22 protein-coding genes are annotated in these 23,212 nt (G+C 49.7%); 15 read left to right on the top strand and 7 right to left on the bottom strand.

The genetic code is table 11. From position 1 onward, the window contains the following. Positions 1-8: 8 nt before the first annotated feature. Positions 9-635, bottom strand: coding sequence for a HupE/UreJ family protein (locus BMW93_RS10455; protein WP_090375185.1), 627 nt, complete (start codon positions 633-635; stop codon positions 9-11). Between the two features lie 220 nt (positions 636-855). Beyond that, positions 856-2,349, bottom strand: coding sequence for a M14 family zinc carboxypeptidase (locus BMW93_RS10450; RefSeq protein ID WP_090375184.1), 1,494 nt, complete (start codon positions 2,347-2,349; stop codon positions 856-858). 281 nt (positions 2,350-2,630) lie between these two features. On the opposite strand from BMW93_RS10450, the gene hisH reads away from it, so the two are divergent. The 13 genes from hisH (at position 2,631) to BMW93_RS10385 (ending at position 14,487) form a co-directional block, all read left to right on the top strand. Then, a complete protein-coding gene (gene hisH / locus BMW93_RS10445) occupies positions 2,631-3,221 on the top strand; it encodes an imidazole glycerol phosphate synthase subunit HisH (protein WP_090375183.1) in 591 nt (196 codons plus the stop codon). A 17-nt stretch (positions 3,222-3,238) separates the two neighbouring features. Then, the gene (hisA, locus tag BMW93_RS10440; protein ID WP_090375182.1) at positions 3,239-3,961 is read left to right on the top strand and encodes a 1-(5-phosphoribosyl)-5-[(5-phosphoribosylamino)methylideneamino]imidazole-4-carboxamide isomerase; all 723 of its coding nucleotides are present in this window, start codon (positions 3,239-3,241) and stop codon (positions 3,959-3,961) included. A gap of 3 nt (positions 3,962-3,964) precedes the next feature. After that, positions 3,965-4,738 (top strand): imidazole glycerol phosphate synthase subunit HisF, encoded by a 774-nt coding sequence (gene hisF / locus BMW93_RS10435; protein ID WP_090375181.1) that lies wholly within the window; start codon positions 3,965-3,967, stop codon positions 4,736-4,738. A gap of 92 nt (positions 4,739-4,830) precedes the next feature. Continuing rightward, positions 4,831-5,472: a bifunctional phosphoribosyl-AMP cyclohydrolase/phosphoribosyl-ATP diphosphatase HisIE gene (gene hisIE, locus BMW93_RS10430; protein ID WP_090375180.1), complete on the top strand. Its 642-nt coding sequence runs from the start codon at positions 4,831-4,833 to the stop codon at positions 5,470-5,472. A gap of 13 nt (positions 5,473-5,485) precedes the next feature. Further along, positions 5,486-5,821 carry a phage holin family protein gene (locus BMW93_RS10425; protein WP_090375179.1) on the top strand — a complete coding sequence of 112 codons (336 nt, stop codon included), beginning with the start codon at positions 5,486-5,488 and terminating at the stop codon, positions 5,819-5,821. 60 nt (positions 5,822-5,881) lie between these two features. Then, the gene (locus BMW93_RS10420; RefSeq protein ID WP_090375178.1) at positions 5,882-6,220 is read left to right on the top strand and encodes a phage holin family protein; all 339 of its coding nucleotides are present in this window, start codon (positions 5,882-5,884) and stop codon (positions 6,218-6,220) included. Between the two features lie 96 nt (positions 6,221-6,316). Then, on the top strand, positions 6,317-6,721 hold the full coding sequence (locus BMW93_RS10415; RefSeq protein WP_090375177.1) for a hypothetical protein: 405 nt from the start codon (positions 6,317-6,319) through the stop codon (positions 6,719-6,721). Further along, entirely contained in the window at positions 6,718-7,491 is a 774-nt protein-coding gene (locus BMW93_RS10410; RefSeq protein WP_090375176.1) for a geranylgeranylglyceryl/heptaprenylglyceryl phosphate synthase, read from the top strand. The genes BMW93_RS10415 and BMW93_RS10410 overlap by 4 nt, the downstream gene beginning before the upstream one ends. 149 nt (positions 7,492-7,640) lie before the next feature. Then, positions 7,641-7,829 carry a hypothetical protein gene (locus tag BMW93_RS10405; protein WP_090375175.1) on the top strand — a complete coding sequence of 63 codons (189 nt, stop codon included), beginning with the start codon at positions 7,641-7,643 and terminating at the stop codon, positions 7,827-7,829. 68 nt (positions 7,830-7,897) lie between these two features. Then, on the top strand, positions 7,898-8,512 hold the full coding sequence (locus tag BMW93_RS10400) for a hypothetical protein (protein ID WP_229240335.1): 615 nt from the start codon (positions 7,898-7,900) through the stop codon (positions 8,510-8,512). Beyond that, positions 8,490-11,867 (top strand): type IX secretion system sortase PorU, encoded by a 3,378-nt coding sequence (porU, locus tag BMW93_RS10395; RefSeq protein WP_229240333.1) that lies wholly within the window; start codon positions 8,490-8,492, stop codon positions 11,865-11,867. The genes BMW93_RS10400 and porU overlap by 23 nt, the downstream gene beginning before the upstream one ends. Positions 11,868-11,970: 103 nt before the next feature. After that, on the top strand, positions 11,971-13,128 hold the full coding sequence (porV, locus tag BMW93_RS10390; RefSeq protein ID WP_090375174.1) for a type IX secretion system outer membrane channel protein PorV: 1,158 nt from the start codon (positions 11,971-11,973) through the stop codon (positions 13,126-13,128). A gap of 78 nt (positions 13,129-13,206) precedes the next feature. Then, positions 13,207-14,487, top strand: coding sequence for a pitrilysin family protein (locus BMW93_RS10385; RefSeq protein ID WP_090375173.1), 1,281 nt, complete (start codon positions 13,207-13,209; stop codon positions 14,485-14,487). 1 nt (position 14,488) lies between these two features. Here the strand turns inward: BMW93_RS10385 and BMW93_RS10380 are convergent, their stop codons facing one another. Then, the gene (locus BMW93_RS10380; RefSeq protein ID WP_090375172.1) at positions 14,489-15,817 is read right to left on the bottom strand and encodes a deoxyribodipyrimidine photo-lyase; all 1,329 of its coding nucleotides are present in this window, start codon (positions 15,815-15,817) and stop codon (positions 14,489-14,491) included. Between the two features lie 177 nt (positions 15,818-15,994). Between BMW93_RS10380 and BMW93_RS10375 the strand changes: the two genes are divergently transcribed. Beyond that, positions 15,995-16,861 carry a DUF1080 domain-containing protein gene (locus BMW93_RS10375; RefSeq protein WP_090375171.1) on the top strand — a complete coding sequence of 289 codons (867 nt, stop codon included), beginning with the start codon at positions 15,995-15,997 and terminating at the stop codon, positions 16,859-16,861. A 90-nt stretch (positions 16,862-16,951) separates the two neighbouring features. Here BMW93_RS10375 and murA read toward each other — a convergent pair whose 3' ends face one another. Genes murA through BMW93_RS10355 form a run of 4 tightly spaced genes read right to left on the bottom strand, consistent with a single transcriptional unit; the run spans position 16,952 to position 22,450 of the window. Then, on the bottom strand, positions 16,952-18,259 hold the full coding sequence (gene murA / locus BMW93_RS10370) for a UDP-N-acetylglucosamine 1-carboxyvinyltransferase (protein ID WP_090375170.1): 1,308 nt from the start codon (positions 18,257-18,259) through the stop codon (positions 16,952-16,954). A gap of 45 nt (positions 18,260-18,304) precedes the next feature. After that, the gene (locus tag BMW93_RS10365) at positions 18,305-19,108 is read right to left on the bottom strand and encodes a DUF4290 domain-containing protein (RefSeq protein WP_090375169.1); all 804 of its coding nucleotides are present in this window, start codon (positions 19,106-19,108) and stop codon (positions 18,305-18,307) included. 14 nt (positions 19,109-19,122) lie between these two features. Next, on the bottom strand, positions 19,123-21,900 hold the full coding sequence (locus tag BMW93_RS10360) for a C25 family cysteine peptidase (RefSeq protein WP_229240329.1): 2,778 nt from the start codon (positions 21,898-21,900) through the stop codon (positions 19,123-19,125). Between the two features lie 46 nt (positions 21,901-21,946). Further along, positions 21,947-22,450: a dihydrofolate reductase gene (locus BMW93_RS10355; protein WP_229240327.1), complete on the bottom strand. Its 504-nt coding sequence runs from the start codon at positions 22,448-22,450 to the stop codon at positions 21,947-21,949. 382 nt (positions 22,451-22,832) lie between these two features. Here BMW93_RS10355 and BMW93_RS10350 point away from each other — a divergent pair, with 382 nt between their 5' ends. Beyond that, entirely contained in the window at positions 22,833-23,207 is a 375-nt protein-coding gene (locus BMW93_RS10350) for a PadR family transcriptional regulator (RefSeq protein WP_090151757.1), read from the top strand. Positions 23,208-23,212: the final 5 nt, after the last annotated feature.

The raw sequence follows: 23,212 nt of genomic DNA, 5'->3' as shown, positions 1-23,212 counted from the left end.
TTGGGTTGTTATGTATCGGCAGGCATGCCTGCAAGTGTGCGGAAAAGTTCGTTATTCAGGATCAGCGAGAGCGCCATTCCAAAGATAATACCGGATAGTATCTGTATCCAGCTCAATTTCTGAACCCTCAGCAGCTCGATCATCGCAAATGCAATGACTAATATAATAAACACGATAATGAGTTGCCCCAATTCGAGCCCTACATTAAAGCCGAGCAGCGGGTTGACGATATCCGCTTCATTGCCGAGCAGCGCCCTCAGATAATTCGAAAAGCCCAGTCCGTGGATTAAACCGAAACCTAATGCCAGCGGGTACCTGAATGCCGGCGCCTTCTCTTTGGGGGCATAGGAGTTCTTCGGGACCCGATAAAAAAAGTTGAGAAAAGCCGTGATAAGTATGGTAATGGGTATCAGCAGCTCGATTACATCCGGTTTGACATTAACATAACCTAATGTAGATAATGCAAGCGTAACCGAGTGCCCTGCGGTGAATGCGGTGACCAGAACGATTACTTTTTTCCAGTCTACCAGCGTGTAGACCGAGCAGATTGCCATGATGAAGAGAATATGATCATAGCCGTTGGAATCAGTGATGTGGTTGAATCCTAATTGAAGGTAGGCCTGAAACTCGGACATTAAACTAGGGTTAGGAATATGTGACGTCCGACAAATTACTTGTCAAGACAAAAATAGATAAACCCGAAGATATTTCTTTCGATAGTGTAAACCAACAATGTCAAGAAAATGCTACACAGGGCCTTACATTTTTACTATAAATCAACTACAAAAAAGACCGGGGGCATTTGCTCCCGGTCCTCTCAAACTCTGACAATTGTATTTTTTCTAAAATCCGCTGCTACTCCACAATTCCTTGTCCTTTTTCAGCATTGAAGTCGTCCAGATCATGCACGAAGCCATTAATCACGGCATACTTCACTTTTCCGGCCTTTTTCAGGATGAATGTAGCCGTGGCGCCCAGGCCCGGCGTGCCGGTGGGTACCGCTTGGCCGCTTCTGAGAATATGTAGCGGCGTAGTGGTGAAATACAGGCCCAGGGCGCGCGTATTCGCGTCGGGCGCGAGGCGTACGTACGTGTAACCTTCTTTAAGCAGGTTCAATGCATTCAGCTTGCTGATCTCGCTCACATTTTTGAATGCGGTAGGATAAAGTTTTCCCTTTTCGATGGTAAGCCCCGTCGCGTCGAGTTCCTGGCTGCCGTATTGCGGGTGGAGGTCGCCGAAATCCTCGATTTTGCTGTAATAGAAGAACTTCGTTGCATTGGAATAGCTGACCTCGTTACGGTTTATCCCGAGGTCCGCCGTAAATGATTTGCCGGATTGACGAACGGTCGCATTGCGTACCACGAGGTCGTACACCCAACGGCCGTTTTCCGGGATGTTGTAATATTCCTCGCGGTTCTCTTTGGTGAGCGAATTGTCCGAAATCTTGTCCAGCGCCGACAGAATAGCCATAAAATTGAGCTGACGGATATATTGCTTCTCGGGGTCGCCTACGCGCCCGCCCGATTCGATCAATACCAAAGTAGTGCCCCATTTCTGCACATTATCCCCGAACCCGCGCGGCTCGTGGTCGTCGGCATAGCGCGCTACCTGGCCTGGAATATACTTTTGAAGGACCTTGTTCATGCCCACGATCAATTGCATCGAACGCTCGCGTACGTCGTTGATGGACAGCTCGTAATCATAGGAAGTCGCCAGGAAGGAGATCGTGGCGACTTTCGGGCTGCGGCCTGCCGAGTAACGCGGGCTCTGATCGTGGAGGTTGAAGCCATAATCGGGTTTCAGGCGATCCACAAGGCCTTTCAGGATTTGCGCTTCGGGTGTCTGGCGTGCTGCGGCGTCGCGGTTCATGTCGATGCCCTGAGCGGTCCGGCGCTGGTAGCGTTCTGCCCCGTCGGGATTCAGCATCGGGACAAAATATAGGGTGGTATTGTCGAGCAATTTCTTGCGTAGGTCGTCGAAACCGTCGTTTTTACCTTCGAGAAAGTTGAAGATATCGAAGCTCGCCATGGTCGCGGTAGGCTCGTCGCCGTGCATTTGCGTCCAGAGCAGCACCTTCTTCTTGCCATTCCCGATTTTGATCATTTGAATAGTCCGGCCTTCAAAGGAATCTCCCACCTTTTCGATCTGGTACATCGCATTGCCCTGACGTTTGGAAATCAGCGGAAGGATGTCTTTTTGCTTGAAACGGCGCTGGGTAAGGGAGCTTTCGCGGTAGGTTTCGTGGACTTTGAAAAGACGGTCGGCAAGGGCTTGCGTTTGTGCCTGGGAATCAACGGTAATCAAGGTAATGAGCAGGAAAAATAGTGGCAGAATAGTTGGTTTAGTCATGGTTCAGGGCCATTTGTTAACCGCAAGGTACGAAGTTTTCTCTAAGCAAATTTTAATGTAATATTTACGCCGTATATTACCTGCTTATTGTAATTTATGCTTACATTTGTGGCATGTTAACAGCTGAAACATATCATTTGCATCATAGCCTCTCGGCTTTCGGACGTCTAGGGTGATGTGTTTTTGCAAGTAGTGTTGTAATAAGGTTGAATACATAGTATCCCAGAAGCCCGATTGTTAAGATCGGGCTTTTTTGTTGTCGATTTCAAGCACAGATTGGAATGAAAACCGTCATTATCAAATACAATGCAGGCAATGTGCAGTCGGTCATGTACGCGCTCGACCGCATTGGCGCGAGCTACCTCTACACCGACGATGAGGCCGAGATCCGTTCCGCAGACAAGGTGATTTTTCCCGGCGTAGGCGAGGCCAGCACCACCATGAGTTACCTCCGTAACGTGGGCCTCGACAAGGTGATCCCTTCTCTTAAGCAACCGGTATTCGGGACCTGCGTGGGCATGCAGCTCATGTGCCGCTTTTCGGAAGAGAACAATACCGAATGCATGGGTATTTTCGATGTGGATGTGAAACGGTTTCCGGCAGACGCGGGCCTGAAAGTGCCGCATATGGGCTGGAACAACATCTCCGGTTACCAGTCGCCGCTGACGGCCGGGCTTCCCGACAATGCGTACGTCTATTTCGTACACAGCTATGCGGCACCGGTTTGCGAATACACCGTCGCCATGTGCGATTACGCATTGCCTTTCAGCGCGATGCTGCATAAGGACAACTTTTACGCGGCCCAGTTCCACTGCGAGATCAGCGGAAATGCCGGCCAGCAGATCCTCGAAAATTTTCTCAAACTCCAATAACCGCCTGCCCCTAATCCATGATCCAGATTATTCCCGCTATCGACCTGATTGAAGGCAAATGTGTCCGCCTCACCCAGGGCGATTATGGTCAGAAGAAGATTTACAATGAAAACCCGCTGGAAGTAGCGCAGCAATTCGAAGATGCCGGGCTGAAAAGGCTGCATTTGGTAGACCTCGATGGTGCGAAGGCCAAAAAGGTCGTCAACTGGAAGGTATTGGAAAAAATTGCTTCTAAAACTTCGTTACATGTTGATTTCGGCGGGGGTGTACAATCGGACGATGACTTGAAAGTTGCTTTTGAAAGCGGTGCGAAGCAGGTTACTGGCGGCAGCATTGCCGTAAAGCAGCCCGATCTGTTCGAGCATTGGCTTAAAACTTACAGCGGTGAGAAAATTATTCTCGGTGCGGATGCGAAGAACGAGAAGATTGCGGTGAGTGGCTGGGAAGAAGGTACCAGCATCTGGGTGTATGATTTTGTGGAAGAATATGTGGAGAAAGGAGTTAAATACACCATTAGCACCGATGTAGCGAAGGACGGCCTGCTGCAAGGCCCTTCTTTTGATTTATATAAAAACCTCCAAGACAAATGCCCCGACCTGAACATTATCGCCAGCGGCGGCATTGCGGGTATCGAAGATGTGGAGAAACTGGCGGAAATGAACATTTACGGCGTGATCATCGGTAAAGCCATTTATGAAAACCGGATCAGCCTGGCCGAGTTACAGCGTTTTTCAGTTTAAAATATGCTTACAAAACGAATCATTCCCTGTCTGGATGTGAAAGACGGCCGGACGGTCAAAGGGGTCAATTTTGTGAATTTGCGCGATGCGGGCGATGCCGTGGAACTGGGCGCGATGTACGCCGCGCAAGGTGCCGACGAGCTGGTGTACCTCGACATTACCGCCACCGTGGACGGCCGTTCGACATTTATCGACCTCGTCCGCAGAGTAGCGCAGACCATTAATATACCTTTTACAGTCGGCGGAGGCATTTCTTCGATCGCGGACGTGTCGGCGCTCCTGCATGCGGGCGCGGACAAGGTTTCCATCAACTCGGCTGCCGTGCGTAACCCGGACCTGATCAATGAGCTATCGCTCGAATTCGGAAGCCAGTGCATTGTGGTCGCGATCGATACGCGTTATATCGAAACGGAAAACGGTCACGAGCACATCGTGCACACGCACGGGGGCAGGAAAGCGACGGAAATCCGTTCGATACCCTGGGCGAAGGAAGTGGAAGAGCGCGGCGCAGGCGAAATCCTGCTGACCTCTATGGACACCGACGGTACGAAGAACGGATTTGCATTGGAACTGACTTCGATCATCTCGGGCAATGCGAATATTCCGGTGATCGCATCCGGCGGTGCGGGCAATATGGCGCACTTCTACGATGTTTTTACAGAAGGGAAAGCCGACGCCGGACTGGCAGCGAGCATTTTCCACTTCCGTGAAATCGACATTCCGGATTTGAAAGAGTACCTCAAAAACAAAGACCTGCCGATCCGGATGACCCGGTAGTGGCGCGGAGTTTTATTAAATATCACTGAACCGGTTGGCCGGCGAGCCCCGATGCTGCGGACCATGCGGAATCTTTTAATTCACAACCAAAAATGAGCGAGACGTTTTCATCCATTGACTTTAATAAATCGGCCGACGGCCTGGTACCGGCCGTGATCCAGGACGTGAATACCGGTAAAGTGCTGATGCTCGGCTACATGAACGCCGAAGCGCTGGACGTTACCCGCCAGCAGGGAACCGTTACTTTTTACAGCCGCAGCAAGCAACGCTTGTGGACAAAAGGGGAAACGTCGGGCAATTTTCTGTTTGTAAATGAAATTGCAGCCGACTGCGATGGCGATACATTACTCATTAAGGCTACCCCGGCGGGCCCCGTTTGCCACACCGGTGCGGATACTTGTTTTGGGGAAAAAAATAGCCAGCCGGAAATTGCCGACACACGTACAGGCGAAGCTGCATTCCTGAATTACCTGCAAAAAAATGTAATCCGCGAAAGAAAATTGAACCCGTCGGATTCGTCTTATACAGCCAGCCTTTTTAAAAAGGGGATCAATAAAATCGCGCAGAAAGTAGGGGAGGAAGCGGTCGAAGTTGTCATCGAATCAAAGGATAATGACGACGATCTTTTCAAGAACGAAGTGTCCGATTTGCTGTTCCACCTGCTTGTTTTGCTGGAACAAAAAAACATTGACTTAGATGAGGTAATTGACGTACTTCGTAGCCGTCACCAATAAAAACCAGATCTCTATGAAGTTGCTCCTGCGTCTTGTAATCAGTACATTGGCGATCATCGTCGCCGCAAATTTGGTGCCCGGGGTTGTGGTTGCGAGTACGGGTACGGCGATTATCGTAGCCATCGTGTTGGGTATCCTGAACACGTTCCTCAAACCCATCCTGCAACTCCTCGCATTACCCATTACGATCCTGACGCTGGGGTTGTTCTATTTCGTCGTTAACGTATTCATTATTTACCTCGCGGCATCGCTCGTGGACGGATTCCGGGTCGATGGTTTCATTTCCGCATTGTTCTTCGGGCTAATCGTTTCGGTGGTCTCTGCAATTCTTGGTATGTTTTTGGATTAATGTGAAAAAAGTCTGTTGTTCAGGCCTTAATACATTTCACATGATTTGAAATATACCGCTATGCTGAGTCAACTGGAAGAAATCAAGGACACCCTTTTTAAATATTTCGAAACCAGGATCGATCTGTTTAAAATCGAGACCCGTGACAAAATCGAGCGGGCCGTTGTGATAGGGATTTATGCCGCCATACTGCTATGCATTGGCCTTACAATCCTGATTTTGCTGGTCATATTGCTCGGGACTTTCCTGAACGAATGGCTGCACAGCGACTACCTCGGCTTTGTGATATTGCTCGGTATTTTCATCATCAAGCTGGCCGTTACCATCATCTGGAAAGAAACCTGGATCACGTTGATCCGGAAAATAATCGTTCGTTTTGTCAGCACGAAAGAGGAATAATGCTTTTTGGCTGCTTTATTTGGCAATAAGTTTCTCTGAATTGCTATTTTTGGATTCCTTTTGAAAATTCTCTGACGCTATTTAAACAGATTTGAAATGAGTTCTTCAATCGATTCTTCTGTCAAAATCACGAAGCCGTTTTCATCCGATACGGACAAGGAGAAAGAAGGTTTGTTGCAGGACGCCGATCTGTACCGCGACAAGCTTGAAACACAATGGAGCGGGCTTAAAAAGGAGGCCACGACTTACGGCAAGCAGGCGCTGGTAATCGGCGGGGTCATGGCGACGACTTTCGTGGTGATGAATGCATTGCTTCCGAAGGGGAAAAAGAAGAAGGAAATTTTGGTCGAGCCGGTTGAGCCTGTCGAAAAGAAAGTCACCAAAATCAAAACCCAGTCTGCGGTCGGACAAGCCGTTCAAAGTTTAGCCTGGACATTGGCTGTGGGGTGGGCGCGCCAGAAGCTGAAACATTTAATTGAAGACGAACGTAAAACCGAATGAAAGCAGCGAAACATCAAATCGCAGACCTCCTTTCCGAACGTAAAGCAGAAAAAAGGAAATCGTTTGCTGTTCTCCTTGATCCGGATAAAATTAACCTTTCCACATTCCCGAAATTCCTCGAATACGCGGCTGGGCACGGCGTTGACTTCTTTTTTGTAGGTGGAAGCCTCATTACCAACTACGCCATCGACAAGCTGATCGCCGCCATTCACGAATATACCGACATTCCTGCGATACTTTTCCCTGGCAGCAGCCTGCATATCGAGCCCTCGGCCGATGCCATTCTGTTGCTTTCGCTGATCTCCGGCCGTAATCCCGAGTTGCTGATCGGCCAGCACGTTATCTCCGCACCTTTGTTGAAAAGAAGCGGCCTCGAAGTGTTGCCTACGGGCTATATGCTTATCGAGAGCGGCAAGCTCACGACAGTATCCTACATCAGCAATACCACCCCGCTCCCGCGCGACAAGCCGGGCATTGCAGCTTGTACGGCATTGGCCGGAGAATATCTGGGCCTCAAAAACATCTTCCTCGATGCAGGCAGCGGTGCATTATTTCCCGTACCGGGCGAAACCATTGCTGCGGTACGCGCGGCCGTGGATACGCCGATCATCGTCGGTGGCGGGATCGATTCCTATGAAAAAGCCGATGCGGCATTGCATGCGGGTGCAGATGTGATTGTGGTAGGCAATGGCATTGAAGCTAATCAGGAATTGTTACCCGAAGTGGCTGCCTGCGTGAGGGCTTACAACGAAAAGTTGCAGAGTGTTTAGGGGTATCAGGAGAATTAATAGGATAAATTAAAGTGAATTAAGAATTTTCTAAGGAAATTTTAAGTTCTTGGAAAAATACAAACTCAAAATTTAGGAATATTCAATTCGATCCTATTACCTTTGCATCGAACCTTAATTACACCCAAGAAATGAAAAAATTCTTTGCATTTGCGTTTGTTGCCGGGATGGTAGCTTTCGCTGCTTGTACTAGCAAACCTGCTGACGAATCAGCTGATACTACTGCTGTAACTGTTGAAACTCCTGCGGTTGATACAACTGCTGTTGACACAGCTGCTGCTGCGGTTGATACTACTGCTGCTGATACTACTAAGAAGTAATCAGACGTACAAGTCGAAAATCTTGAAAAGCCCTATGAAAGTAGGGCTTTTCTTTTTTTATTCGGGGTATGAAAAACGTGTCTTTGGGTTCGTATGTGCCGGATGGAACGGCTGAATATTGCCAGGAGTTGTACCGCACCCACCGCTTTGATTTTTTCCTTTCGCGCCCGCGCCGTACCCGCCTGGGCGATTTTACCGTAAAGCCCGGCATCGTGCCCCGGATCACGGTCAATGTCAATCTGAATCCTTACAGCTTTCTCATTACCTACCTGCACGAGGTGGCGCATTGTGTGGTACATTACAAGTATAAAGGGCGCGGTCGCAAAAGGGTTGCGCCGCATGGTGCGGAATGGAAACACGAGTTCCGGGAGCTGTTGCTGCCGGTCATGCTTGAAAGTATCTTTCCGGAAGACATTCTCGTCCATTTGCTTCGTTATGCTCAAAACCCCGCCGCGTCCACCGGCGGCGACCAGAAATTGTTTAATGCGCTCAGAAAATACGATGAGCAGGAATTGAATACCGGCAAAGTATGCCTGTTTCAGTTGGACGAAGGGACCAACTTCGTCTTCCAGAACAGAACATTCACCCGCGGCACGCTCCGGCGCACGCGGGTACTATGCACGGACAAAGCCTCTCAACGTCTCTACACGATCCCTGCTCATGCATTGGTTGAAGCCTGCTGATGTTCCGAAAATGGCCTGCCGAACAGTTTTAGGCTGTCTGGCGGTGCTGGCTTCATTTATTTCCTACGCACAAAAATCGGTATTGTCGGAAGGGCAGTGGTTCAAGCTGGCTGTGACAGAAACCGGCATTTACCGGGTAGATGCGGATTGGCTTTCCAAAATGGGTGTGGACATTGCGGGTATTCGTCCGTCGGGAATACGCATTTATGGAAACGGCGGGGCTATGCTGCCGCAATCCAACAAATCGGGCTACGTGAATGCTTTGGCCGAGAATGCAATATGGGTAAATGGGGAAGAGGATGGCAGGTTTGATAAAAACGATGCCATTTACTTCTATGCGGAAGGCCCGCATGTAATCCAATATAATGCGGCAAAGGCGGAACTCCGGCATCAGCTCAATTACTATTCCGATTCAAGCTATTACTTCATCACATTTACTGAGGGCAATGGGTTAAGGATAAAACCTGCCGCGGCGCTTTCGGTTACGACTTCAACAACCATCAGCCAGTTTGACGATTACTGGTTTCACGAAACAGAATCGTCCAATACGCTCAAATCGGGTCGTGAATGGTGGGGCGAATATTTGGGAGCGCCATTGGGGAATATTAATGTCAATATGCCCGGTGTAGTGCCGGGTTCGGATTTTAAGCTGCGGACTTCTACAATCGGCGCGGCGCAGATACCCACGCGTTTTATATGGAAGGTCAACGACGGCGAAGTCGGGCAGGAAGCGATCGGTACTGTTAGCACCGGTACTTATGATGTGAAAGCTTTGCAGACCGGGAATACGTATATAGTAAAGAATGCGCCCGCTTCCGGTAATTTTACAATTAATGTATCCTATAATAAGAACGGACAGAGCTCGGCGGAAGCTTATCTCGATTATGTAGGCTTGCAGGTGAAGCGGGAGTTGAGGAATTATGAAGGTCAGCAAATCTATCGTTTTTTGCCTCAGTTGGCGGATACCGTTACCTATCAGTTTACAGGTTCTTCCGAAGGTTTCAGTCTTTGGAATATCACAAACCCCACCGCGCCGCTATCCATATCTCAAAAAGATGCAACCGGGGCTTTTCGTTGGGCTGCCACAGGTGCCAAATCGCTTCAAAAATACATAGGTTTCCAACCCAACGACGCATTCCAGCCCGCCCATTGGCAGCGCGTCGCGAACCAGAATATCGCCGCGTCAACGACGCCCGACCTGCTCATTGTAACTCCTGCCGCGTGGGCACAGGAGGCGAATCGCCTTGCCGGGTACAGGAATGTTCGCGATGGCCTGGATGTGCTCGTCGTGACGACCGACCAGATCTACAATGAATATGCTTCGGGCCGGCCGGACATTACCGCGATCCGCGATTTTACCAGGCAGCTTTACCAGCAATCGCCCGGTAAGCTGAAATACCTGTTGTTGTTTGGCGATGCAACCTATGATTACCGAAATCGGCTCCGCAACCAGTCGCAGGCGCAGCACGCTGCGTGGGTGCCCGTGTACGAGAGCAGGGAGTCGCTGAACCCGGTTTATACCTATTCTTCCGACGACTACTTCGGCTTTATGGATGCTAATGAAGGCGATTGGAGCGAGAATACGGCCGGTGACCATACCGTAGATATTGGCATTGGAAGATTGCCTGTGAAATCGATTGCGGAGGCGAAAATCGTCGTCGACAAGCTGATGCGCTATGAATCGTCGTTCGGGATCTGGAAAAATACGGTGCGGTTTGTGGCCGACGATGGCGACGGGAATATCCACCAGCGTCACGCCGATCAGCTTGCGAACCTCATTCAGGGGCGGATGTTCTCTTCGAGGTTGTTCATCGACGAAGCGTCGCAAACTACGACCGATGCAGGCCAAAAAGCTCCTGCAATTAACCAGGCCATTCGCAATGCGATCGATAATGGCACATTGATATTGAATTACACCGGCCACGGGGGCACCAGCGGCTGGGCCGAAGAGCAGGTGCTGACATTAGCGGATATGCTTTCGAGCAGGGGGATAAACAATTTGCCCTTGCTGATCACGGCCACGTGCGATTTTGGCCGTTATGATGATCCGGGAGTGGTATCCGGTGCCGAACTGATGGTTCTGAGTCCGAAAGGGGCAGCGGTAGGGGCGATTAGCACGACCCGCCCGGTTTATTCCAGCACCAATTTTGCATTGAACAAGGCATTTTACGAAGCATTACTGAATGCGAAACCGGGCCAGCGGCTGGGGGATTTTTTCAAATACACTAAAAACAATGCGCTTGCCGGAAGCCTGAATAGGAATTTCACGCTTCTGGCCGACCCATCGATGGTATTGACGCCCGGGAAAAAGGGAATCCGGTGGAGTTCGCCGGTTGATACATTAAAAGCATTGCAAAAAGTAACGCTTAACGCGGAGATTTTTGACCCCGAAACCGGAAAGTTGGATGCGGATTTCAGCGGTACGGCCAGAGTGGTGATCTACGACAAGCCGATCGGGTTCCGCACGCTGGGGAATGAAGGAACTCCGGAAGATTACACCGAGTTTCGCAGCAAGCTTTTCGACGGGAATGTGTCGGTGAAAAGCGGCCGCTTGCAATGCACTTTGCAACTGCCGAAAGATATCGATTATCGCATCGGGCTCGGGCGTGCGAGTGTGTACGCGGTGAGTGCCGACAGTACGGAGGATGCCTCGGCGCAGCTTAGTCTGGTTGTGGGCGGAAGTGCTGTGCAGCAGAAGGATACCATTCCGCCAAAGCTCGCCGGCTACCTCAATACGCCCGCGTTCAGGGATGGTGATACTGTGGAACCGTCGTCGGTACTGGTACTGCAAATGAGCGATGCGAGCGGGATCAGCATTTCGCGCGCAGGCATCGGGCATGACATTACGATGACTTTAAATGATACATTGACCGTCGTTTTGAACGATTATTATGTTGCGAACCTGGACAATTATCAATCGGGCACCATCAATTATCCGCTAAATAATCTGCCCGCCGGAAAATATATTGTCCGCGTAAAAGTATGGGACGCGTATACTAACTTTTCTGAAATAGCGTTCGGGTTTCTAGTAGGTCCTGCCAAAGGAATAGCACTCAACTCCCTTAACATTTATCCTAATCCATTTCAGAAAGATCTTACAGTCGAGCTGGGCCACAACCGGGTAAATGATGACGTAGAATTAATTTTTAATATATTGCTTGTTAATGGGCAACGTTTGGGCACTTACAAAAAGCTTTATTACAACAGCGAACCGGTTATCAGGGAAATGCTGGACGTGACGCAATGGCTGAGGACGATACCGGTTCGTCAATCGCTGGTTTACCAATTACAGATCAGATCGTTAAAAGACAATTCTACCGATCGCAAAGCCGGTAAGTTGATCAGGTCTCCTTAAGATAATAAAACTTATCAAATTTTTAGTAATAACTATCTTTCATTGTATTTTTGACCCTTTAAAGAAGCTGATACAGGCACTTCCTATCGCAAATCCAATTTCTATGAAACTTTTTTTTGTTACATTATCCTCACTATTCTTTTTAACAACAGGTACGCTTTTCGCTCAGCTGGATTCTACAAGAAGGATACCGGCATCCCCACTTTCCTTTTTGACGTTTGCCCCTGATGCCAGAAGTGCAGGGATGGGAGAAGCCGGTGTAGCACTCAGCCCGGATGCAAACTCAACTTACTGGAACGCAGCGAAGCTTCCTTACAATACCAAAGATTTTGGCGCTACGATCTCCTATACACCATGGCTCCGTTACCTGGTTGACGATATGTGGCTCGGTTATCTTTCAATCTACAAGAAATTGGGCGACCGCCAGGCAGTAGCGTTCTCTGCGAACTATTTCAATAACGGCGAGCTGGATTTGCGGGATGCGACCGGTAACAATATCGGTTATTTCAATTCACGTGAGGTGGCTATCAATGGTACTTACTCACGCCAGCTGGGCAGAAACTTCTCAATGGGTCTGACATTGAAATACATCTCCTCCAACCTTGCAGGCAATGCGGTAATCAACAACGTTTCATTGAGCCCTGCGCGTGTGGCGGCGGGTGATATCAGCGCTTACTATAAGAAAGAATTCAAGAACGAAGATACCGGAAGCGAGCTCGTTTGGTCGTTGGGTGGGGTGCTTTCCAACCTTGGTGGTAAAATCAACTACGGCTCGGGCACGGATACTGAAAACTTCATTCCTACCACGCTGAAAATCGGTACCGGTTTGTCATACACCGGCGACGGAAGAAACCGCTTCAATTTCATCATCGATTTCAGCAAGCTGATGGTGCCTACCCCGGATGGAAAAACCAATGTTAATCAAAAACCATTGCTGGACGGCATATTCGGCTCATTCTCGGATGCACCGGACGGGTTTAAAGAAGAAGTTCAGGAAGTGGCTATCGCGACCGGTCTGGAATACTGGTACAACAATATTTTCGCTTTGAGAGCAGGATACTTCGGAGAGAACAAAAACAAAGGCGACCGCCGCTTCTTTACCGCTGGTGCCGGTCTTCGTTTCGCCGACAAATGGGGTGCCGACTTCGCTTACATGTTCCCTACAACACAGGGAAGCCCGCTTGCACAGACATTGCGCATCACCGTTTCACTTGGATTGAATAAGGCTGAGAAGCTTGACGTAAGCGATAACGAAAACTAAGCATTCACATAAATTTAATTATTCAGAACGAATGGCGTTATTGCAACGTCATTCGTTTTTTTATACTCACCGCCGCCCATGTCACTGGACCGTACTATTGCACCTGATTTCAAAGTCATTCAAACTGTAAGCCTGCCGGAACCTCAATCCTACACCCTCGACAACGGGATCGCGTTGCACGTGATCAATATCGGGGAACAGCCGGTGGTGCGTCTGGAATGTATTTTCGAAGCAGGCAACTGGTATGAAAGCGAAACGGCCGCATCCTATTTTGCAGTCAAGATGTTGACGGAAGGCGTGGAGGGAATGACATCGCAGGAAATCAGCGAGGCATTCGACCAGCTTGGTGCATTTACGGAGATGACCCACACATCCGACCGCGTCGGTATCGTGGTGTATTGTCTTTCGCGTTTCCTGCCGGACGTGCTGCCGCTGGTACAAAAGCTCATCCGTAGTGCTACTTTCCCGGAAAAAGAGTTTCAGGAACTGAAAAATATCACAGTACAGAACCTGAAAGTGAACCGGGAAAAAACGGCTTACCTGGCCACAACGGAATTCAGGGCCCGGCTATTTGGCGAGGGCCACCCATACGGCCACAGCCAGAGCGCGGAAGGCATCGAATCGCTGGGCATGGATGCCGTGAAGGCGCATTACGAACGGTTTATCCGCGACGGTAAATTTACAGCCGTGCTCGCCGGACAGGTTACCGAGGCCGATGTGCAGCATGTGAACGCAACATTAGGCCACAATTCGTTCAATCCCGAAGCAGGTAAATTCTCTTTCAACGCTTCCGAAGCTTACCATGGCGACGAAGCCATTGTGGAGCGGCCGGAGAGTGTACAATCTTCGATTCGGATAGGTCGTGTGCTTTTCAACCGCCACCATCCCGATTATTTCAAAATGCTGGTCACAAATGAGATTCTCGGAGGTTATTTCGGGTCACGTCTGATGAAGAATATCCGGGAAGAGAAAGGCCTTACTTACGGCATCTCCTCGCACGTGGTAACGTTGCATAATGAGGGTTACCTGATGATCGGTACAGATGTGAAAAAGGAATTTACCCAGCAAACCATCGACGAGATCAAAAAGGAAATACACCGGTTGCAAACGGAACCGGTAGGGGCCGAGGAATTGCAAACCGTGAAAAGTTTTATGGCCGGTGAATTTGCCGGCTCATTGAATACCGCATTCGAAGTCGCCGACCGGCGTAAGATATTGCTGCTCGACAGCCTGCCTGCTAATTTCTTCAACCAATACATCGACCGCATTCACGCCACCACGGCGGAGGATGTGATGGAAATGGCCCAAAAGTACCTCCGTCCCGAAGATATGGTAACGGTGATCGCGGGCGGCAAGTAGGTTATTGATTGGCCTTGTCGAGGGCATCTTTGTAGGCTTTCAGGCAACGCTCCCGAGCCTCCTTATGATCAACCATCGGTTCGGGATAATCAACCGTCCCAAACTCGGGGACCCACTTTTTAATATACTCCATTTTCGGATCAAACTTCTCCGCCTGAGACGCCGGATTGAATATCCGGAAATAAGGTGCAGCGTCAGTACCTGAGCCCGCAGCCCATTGCCAGCCTCCATTGTTGGCTGCGAGGTCGTAATCCAGCAGTTTTTCGGCAAAATAGGCCTCGCCCCAGCGCCAGTCGATGAGCAAATGCTTGGACAGGAAACTGGCTGTGACCATCCGCACGCGGTTATGCATGAAACCGATCGCATTGAGCTGCCGCATACCGGCGTCCACCAGCGGGTAGCCTGTTTTTCCTTCACACCATTTCTCAAAATCAGCTTTGTCGTAGCGCCATTGGATGAAATCATACGCTTTGCGGAATGCCTCGCCCTTGCCTACGTGCGGGAAGTTGGACAGGATTTGCTGGTAGAAGTCCCGCCAGATCAGCTCATTCAGGAAAGTATCGCTTTGCCCGCGTGCCTGGCGTGCAAGCTCGCGGATGCTCACGGTCCCGAAGCGCAAGTGAATGCCTATGCGGCTTGTGCCTTCTTTGGCGGGGAAATCGCGGTCTTTGGCATAATCTTTCAGCAGCGCATCGCTGACCTGGTCAGAAGGAAATTCATAATCGATTTTTTCAAAACCCATATCCTTCAACGACGGCAATGCGGCGCCGTGCCATTTGAGAAAATGCCTGAAATACTTTTTTGTAGGATAGGATTTGAGGTAAAAATCATTCAGTTTTTCTTTCCACGCGCGGCTGTAAGGAGTAAAAACGGTGTACGGCGTTCCCTGGCCCGTCAATATTTCCTGTTTTTCAAAAATGACCTGGTCTTTGCAGGTTTTGAAAACAATACCTTTTTTCTTCAAAACCCGGTAAACTTCCTTGTCCCTGTCGGTGGCGTAAGGTTCGTAGTCGGTGTTGGTATATACTTCGGCAATGTCGTATTCATCGACGAGCTTTTCCCAGACTGTAACCGGGAAGCCATATTCGACGAGGATATCGGCCTCTTTTTGTTTCAGTTCATTACGGATATTGGAAATGGCGTCATAAATAAATGTCAGTCGCGGATCTTTCTTTTCTTCGACGTCGTCGAGGATGTTGCGGTCGAAAATAAATAGCGGGACCACCGGGTAACCGGAGCGAAGGGCATAGTAAAGCCCCGCATTGTCGTGCAGCCGAAGGTCGCGGCGAAACCAGAATAGCGTGATTTTATCTTTCGTTATCAGGGCCATACGGCATTTTTAACAGGGGATGAAGGATATTTTAATATGACTTAACTACGAAGTAAGTCTATTTTTGGATGAAGGGGATTTTCAAATCGTATATATTTACTGCATGAGCGCCCAATGGCGGAACGTCGCTGGAATTGATACAAAGCGCTCGAAGCAATCTTAACTTAACCTGTATTCATGAAATTACAACTCACGATCCTGTTCAGCTTTCTGTGCCTTGCGGTTTTCGGCCAAAAGAATAATGCCGACAAGCAGGAATGGAAGCAGCTCTTCAACGGAAAAAATCTGGATGGCTGGGATATCAAGATCCGAGGCTATGAACTGAACGACAACTACAACAACACTTTCCGCGTGGAAGATGGCAAAATGGTGGTCCGGTACGACAAATACGACGATTTCGCCCAGAAATACGGTCATATCTTCTATAAAGGCGACTTTTCCTACTACCGCGTCGCCGTCGAATACCGCTTCGTAGGCGAGCAGGCACCCAAAGGCGAAGGCTGGGCATGGCGCAACTCGGGTGTAATGGTGCACGGGCAGCCCGCTGCTACAATGGGCAAAGACCAGGATTTTCCCGCGTCGATCGAAGTACAACTATTGGGCGGTAACGACAAAACCCGCACGACCTGTAACCTTTGCACGCCGGGTACCAACGTGGTGATCGACGGCAAACTGGTTACTCAGCATTGTGTTAATTCCAAATCGAAAACCTACAATGGCGATCAGTGGGTACGCGCCGAAGTACTCGTACTGGGCGATTCGCTGATCCAGCATTTTGCCAATGGTGAAATGGTACTCGAATACAACAAGCCGCAACTCGGCGGAGGTAACCTGGGCGGTGCTACGGATCCCGAAGTGAAAATCGCCGGTAAGCTGCTCGATCACGGTTCGATCTCATTGCAAAGCGAAAGCCATCCTGTCGAGTTCAGAAAGGTGGAAATTCTGGATTTGAAAGGCTGTATGGACCCGAAAGCGACGAATTTCAAGTCGTACTATGTGAAGGCGGACAATAGCAAATGTACTTACGGGAAAAGAAGTAATTAGCAGATCGTCAATCAGGAGCGCAGTCGAAGGCAGTCAGTACGGTGAACGTGCTGCACGCGCTTCGACTGCGCTCCTTGTGTGATATTTGAATTACAACCGCACGATTTCCGCACCGATCGCGTTCAGGCGCGTGTCGATGTTCTGGTAACCGCGGTCGATCTGTTCGATATTATCGATGATACTTACTCCTTTGGCCGACATCGCTGCGATCAGCAATGCGACCCCGGCGCGAATATCAGGGGAAGTCATACGGATACCGCGGAGCTGCGTCTCGCGGTTGTGACCTATTACGGTTGCGCGGTGCGGGTCGCAAAGGATGATCTGAGCGCCCATTTCGATCAGTTTATCCACAAAGAACAGGCGGCTTTCGAACATTTTCTGGTGGATTAATACCGTTCCTTGCGCCTGTGTGGCCGTTACGAGCACGATGCTGAGCAAATCGGGCGTGAAGCCGGGCCATGGGGCGTCGGCAACGGATAATGTGGAGCCGTCGAGGTAGTTTTCAATGCGGTAGCGCTCCTGTGCGGGGATGAAAATATCGTCTCCACGGAATTCCATTTGAATACCCAATCTTTTGAAAACATCGGGAATAATGCCCAACTCGGGAATTTGGCAGTCTTTGATGGTGATCTCGGATTGCGTCATCGCCGCAAGACCGATGAAGCTGCCTATTTCGATCATATCCGGCAGCATCGTGTGTTCTGTTCCTTTCAGCTCGCTAACGCCTTCCACGATCAGCATATTGGAAGCGATACCCGAGATTTTGGCACCCATGCGGTTCAGCATTTTACAAAGCTGCTGTAAATAAGGCTCACAGGCCGCATTGTAAATGGTAGTAGTGCCTTCGGCCATTACCGCCGCCATCAAAACATTGGCCGTACCGGTTACCGAAGCCTCATCCAAAAGCATGTAAGTTCCTTTCAGGTTAGCCGCGTCGACGCGGTAGAAACCACCGTCTTCTTCATCATAGCTGAATTCCGCACCCAGTTTCTCGAAACCCAGGAAGTGGGTATCCAATCTCCTGCGGCCGATCTTGTCGCCACCGGGACGAGGAATGCGTCCTTTGCGGAAACGTGCCAGCATCGGGCCGAGCAACATTACCGAGCCGCGCAATGCAGCGGCTTTCTGGCGGAACGAGTCCGATTCGAGGTAATCGAGGTTGATATCGTCGGCTTCGAAACGGATGGAAGTTTCGCTCAACCGTGTGCGGCGTACGCCCAGATCGCCCAGGAGGTTGATCAGCTGGTTTACGTCGCGGATATTCGGGATGTTGTGGATGGTAACGGACTCTTTGGTCAGGAGCACGGCGCAGATGATCTGCAATGCTTCGTTTTTAGCGCCTTGCGGCACGATTTCACCCTTGAGACGTCGATCCCCGGTAATTTTGAATGATGCCATAGAAGAATTTGGGCAATTGAGACGGTATAAAATGAAACCTGGATGTTACATTCCAGGTTTTTTGCGGTTGTTATTCCGGTTGTTGTTATTGTTGTTGTTGTTCCGGTTCTGGAACTTGTTGTTCCGGTTCCGGTTCTGATTGCCCTGGTTATTGCCGCCCTGTCTGTCGGAATTGTGTGACTGGGCTTTGAAGTTATTCCCGCCCGTCTGGTTCACGCGGTTCCGCTCCTGGTTGTTGTTACGGTCTTTCGGAGCTGCGTCGATCGGCCCCGATTTGCGGATGTAATCGATTTCTTCTTTCAAACGACCTTTGCTGAGCTGTTCGAGCTGGATCAGCAGCACACTGTCTTCCGGATTATCCTTGTTCCACGCATTGAAGAACGACCGCATCAGGCGGAAAATGTAAGAAACAAATGCGAGACGGTCTTCCGGGTTTTCCGTTTGTGAAGCCTTTTCCAGAAGCAGGTCGATATTGCGGCCGTAGTGGCGGAATTGCAGATTTTGCTGGTTGTACTCAACCCTGAGTGGTTTTTTGCCCAGCGCTTCCTTGGATGGCGGAGGGAAAGGGCTGTCGACATCCAGCTCGAAACCGGAAATAATGTACAGGTCGTCCCACAACTTGTTGGTATAGTCCTGGTTATCCCGCATGTTGGGATGTATCTGACGCATGAGCTCGACCAGGATGTGCGCGTAGAGGGTGCGCTTAGCCTTATCCTCGATCCTGACGATGTGGTCGGCCAATTTTTGTACGTTACTACCGTATTCTTTCAATGGGATATCTTTTTTATAATGGACAAAAATAATAAGTTTTTGTGGAAACAAAATGAGGTCCAGCGGTAAAACAGGCATTCTGCGGCACTGGCTCAGGGCGCGTAAAGCAAATGTCCCTGTATACCTTCCAGGGGTAATGCCGCGGAGCGAGCGGCTTCCGGCGGACCGATCGTGTAGTAGTAAAGTCCCGCTGGAGTTCCGGAGGAATGCATTGTCGGAACCCAGAAGTAATCATTGTGGCCGACAAAACAATATAACGCTTTCCGGAAGACGGTCGTTCCCAGCGGGTTCCGGATAGTTAATTCGAGGTCGGTAGGGCGGAGGTTGAGATTTTGAATGGTGAACCTGAACCATTGCCCCGACGGGTTGGGAGAAACAGTAGCCGTGATCGGCCCGTTGTGTTCAGCTACTTCAAAATGAATCTGGTACGGAGTCGCTGAATGGCCCGCTTTGTCGCGGCATTGGATAGTCAGCAGGTATTTGCCGGGGGGTAATGCGGGTTGAAAATTAAATTCATAAAAACGGCCCTCTACATTTTTCCCGATGGCGCTGCCTAGCTGCATTCTCACATCGGTACAGCCCGTGCAATTCTTTTTTAACCATACAGCCACGATGATGGTATCGTTGTCAATAGCCGGAAGATCTTCATCGAAAATGTGTATTTGAATGACCGGATTTCCTGAAACGGTTTCGCCATTGCCAAGTTGCCTTCCTTCGACGTAAACCTGAATGAGAGGCGGCAGATCAGTGGGATTATTGCCGGAAACTGTATCGGGCAATAGGGACGGGAAAATGCGGATGGCAGGGTCGCCATGCAGTACCATCTGCTGTACGGTAATACTGTCCAGGATGCCGGGATTGCGCGCCAGGTTTCGTCGGATCGCTTCCTGCTGGATGATACCAAATGGCCTGGTGGTGAATGCGGAATCAGCCAGTACTTCGTAAAAATGCCCTGTGTAACGTTTCAATGCGGTGGAAGGGCCATTGAACGTGTGAGCGAGAAAGAGTACTGCGCCACTTTCGGTCGCGAAAATCCAGTCAGAACTCAATGTTTGGGTCGAATAGAAAATGCTGCCCGCCGCACAGCCATTCACAATCACCGCCGGATAGCGCGGATGGTTCTGGTAGTTCCGCGCGGGATCGGTAGCACGACCGATATCGATGTCCGTTACATCAATCGAGGAATGACCAAACAGGGTAATCAGTCCGACACCCTCATTGACCTGTTTATCAATACTTACTTGCTCAACCGCACTATCCGTAAGCTTTGAAATCGTCGTCACTTTCCCTTCCAGGGCGGTATTTTCAAGTGTCTTTTCAAAGGATCGAACATAAGATTGAAATACATTCAACTCATCCCTGGATCTTCCGCCGCTGAGGTGCAATATCCGTTTCCGCCACGCTGCCGACGCGTGTTCGGCTTCCATTGCCTGTACTTTACGGAGGTAATGGAGCAATTGCCCGGAATTCAATGCATTAATACGACCGATCGGGACAATCGGGTTGAAATCGCCTTTGCAAGTCACCAGGGCAATGTCGGAGCCTGGCCAGCCCGCATTGGGTACCCCATCTGTTTGCCACGAATCCTTCGTTTTTCGTGCTTTCTGAGGGTCAACAGATCTTCCGGCCAGCAAGATAAATTTCAATTTCCCTTTATCATGAAGCCAGCGAATCGCATTACGGATGCCTTGCGGACCGGGTTGGCCTGCATTGAACTGGTCATAGAGTTCATGGCTGTAAACGGCCACCGTTTTGTACGCGCCGCCGGCGTCAGAAGCACGGTAACGCGCGTATTCTTCTACCGGGTCGCGCTCGCGTACCGGTACACGCATGAGGGGGTGTGTGATGATCAGATACTCTGTTTCAGGATTAATCTTTTTAAATCTCACCATGCGCGGATGCGGGGTTTTCAGGTATCCGGGCGTGATGCGCAGGCCCACCTGCTGGTAGCGCATGCGTGCGTACGAGAGCGATACGTGCCCGCCGGCACCCACGGGCAGGAGTGTTAAAACCAGTTCTCCCGATTTATCCAGGTCCTTAATGGGTATTTTAAAGTGGATGAGACCGGTTTCGCGGTTGGCTACATTTACATCAACCAATTTTCCTTTTGGATTTTTAACATTACCAAGCCATAATGCGAACGAATGCAAACCCGGCGCCCAGCCAGCGAGAAGTATTTCACAGTCAATATCCGACTGGCTTTCTGTAACGGGCTGATGGGTTTTAAATACAATTTCAAAAAGAGTATGTTCCGCTATTTCAGGGCCTGTCCAGCCTTCGCCTTCGTCGTAGGCTGTCAGCAGTGAGCCGGTTTCATAGTTGCTTTCAGATGGAAAGAACCTTCCGGGCAGGTAATGCGAGGTGAAAAGTTGTAGCACTTCTTCCCAATGAAAGGCGGAACTGTCGGTAACCGTACCTGGTTTTGGAAAGCTGGTCCTGAGGCCGGACTTGCCGGTGTGCCAGGTCAGGAAGTAGGCCGTGGTGTCAGAATAGAGGTTATAGTAATGATGCGGCATCGCCTCAGGCTTTGTGTAAAGCGCGGTATCGGCGTAGCCATCATTCTTTTTACCCGAAAAAACAATGTACCCATCGCGGCCTAACCTGCCCGATGATTCGCCTGAGACTTCAATGGGCACCTCGATACCATGTTCGAACAGCTGGATGCCGGAGGTCAGTATCGAATCCACCGGAACACCCGTCCGCGAAAGATCCGCAGCAGTGATTTTGTAAATTCCGGTTTCCACGACCGGAATGCGCAGGTAAGTTTGCTTGTAGTCGATCCATTCGTTGCCGTAATGTTCCTGCGCTGGGCATTGGGTATACCAGAAAATGCAGCAGCAGAAGGTGTGTGTAAAAATCCTTGTCATCATTTTTGAAATTTTGATGCACAAGTGCGGCCTGCAAGGATCGCTTGACTTACTCCGGCTGCTTTCGGATATACAGGTTCATGGAAAACGAATACTCATGATCGTCATCCTTATCATGAAATGCTGAACTCACCAGCTGCCAGTCGTCCGGGTCGAATGCCGGGAAATATGCGTCGCCTGCTACTTGTGCGTGTACAATGGTCAGATACATTCTGTCGGCGAGCGGGAGCATTTGCTGAAAAATACTCGCGCCGCCTAGTATGAATACGTCGGTTTCATCGGAAAGTAACGCGATCGCTTCGGAAATATCTCTGGCATATTCCACATGAGGCTCCGCCTGCGCCGGCGGGTGGGAAGTAATAATCACATTCCGCCGCTCGGAATGCAGCGCATCAGGTGCCTCAAAACTCTTCCTACCCATTATAAACGCCTTCCCCGCCGTGACGCTGCGAAAATGCGCCCACTCATCGGGCAAATGCCACGGCAAGCTGTTATCCAGGCCAATCACATGGTTCTCAGCCATGGCAGCGATGATGTATAATTTCGGTTTCATATTGATTTTATTCTCTCAATTGATAATTTCTTCTCAATTCTATTCTATTAATAATTTTCTTTCCTATTCAATCCCCTTTCTCTTTCTCCGTCGGTTAAAACCGACGGCAAAAGATAGTCTGTTAACCGACGGGAGTGGAGATTGAGCGGTTTAGTGGCGGAGTGCAAATTAAGCGGTCTAGTGCTAAGCGCCGTTTTTCTTGGTACCAAGTTTAATTTTTGCCGATCGGCACTTTAAAATAACCATTCATCCCAACAACACCATCTTTTTAACATGGTACCTTGCATCGCAAAGTACCTGTGTATACCTTTGTATTGTTAGAAGTTTAAATTCTATCTATTAGCCATGAACATATTCATTTAAAATTAACTCATGAAACCACATGAATATTGAAAATGCCCAAGTGCAGATGCGGAAGGGAATTTTGGAATTCTGCATCCTGCACATCATATCCCGGGGCGAAGTGTATGCTTCGGATATGTTGGATGAACTCACTTCCGCTCACATCATGGTGGTGGAAGGAACCTTATACCCTCTTCTTACCAGGTTAAAAAACTCGGGCTGGCTGGATTATAAATGGGTGGAGTCGTCTTCGGGCCCTCCAAGGAAATACTATGTTTTGACGGATGAGGGGAAGGTCTTCCTGGACGCAATGCAAGCTACGTGGTTTGAGCTCGCCGACTCGGTACAAACCGTGATCAAACGCACTGAGGAATTGAGCAAAACGGCTTCAAGCAATCTTCCTGACCCTAACTGACCACT

This window comes from Dyadobacter sp. SG02 (assembly GCF_900109045.1).
Classification (GTDB): domain Bacteria; phylum Bacteroidota; class Bacteroidia; order Cytophagales; family Spirosomataceae; genus Dyadobacter.
Note: the sequence above shows the minus strand (reverse complement) of the source record. Positions and strands in the feature narration are given on the sequence as shown.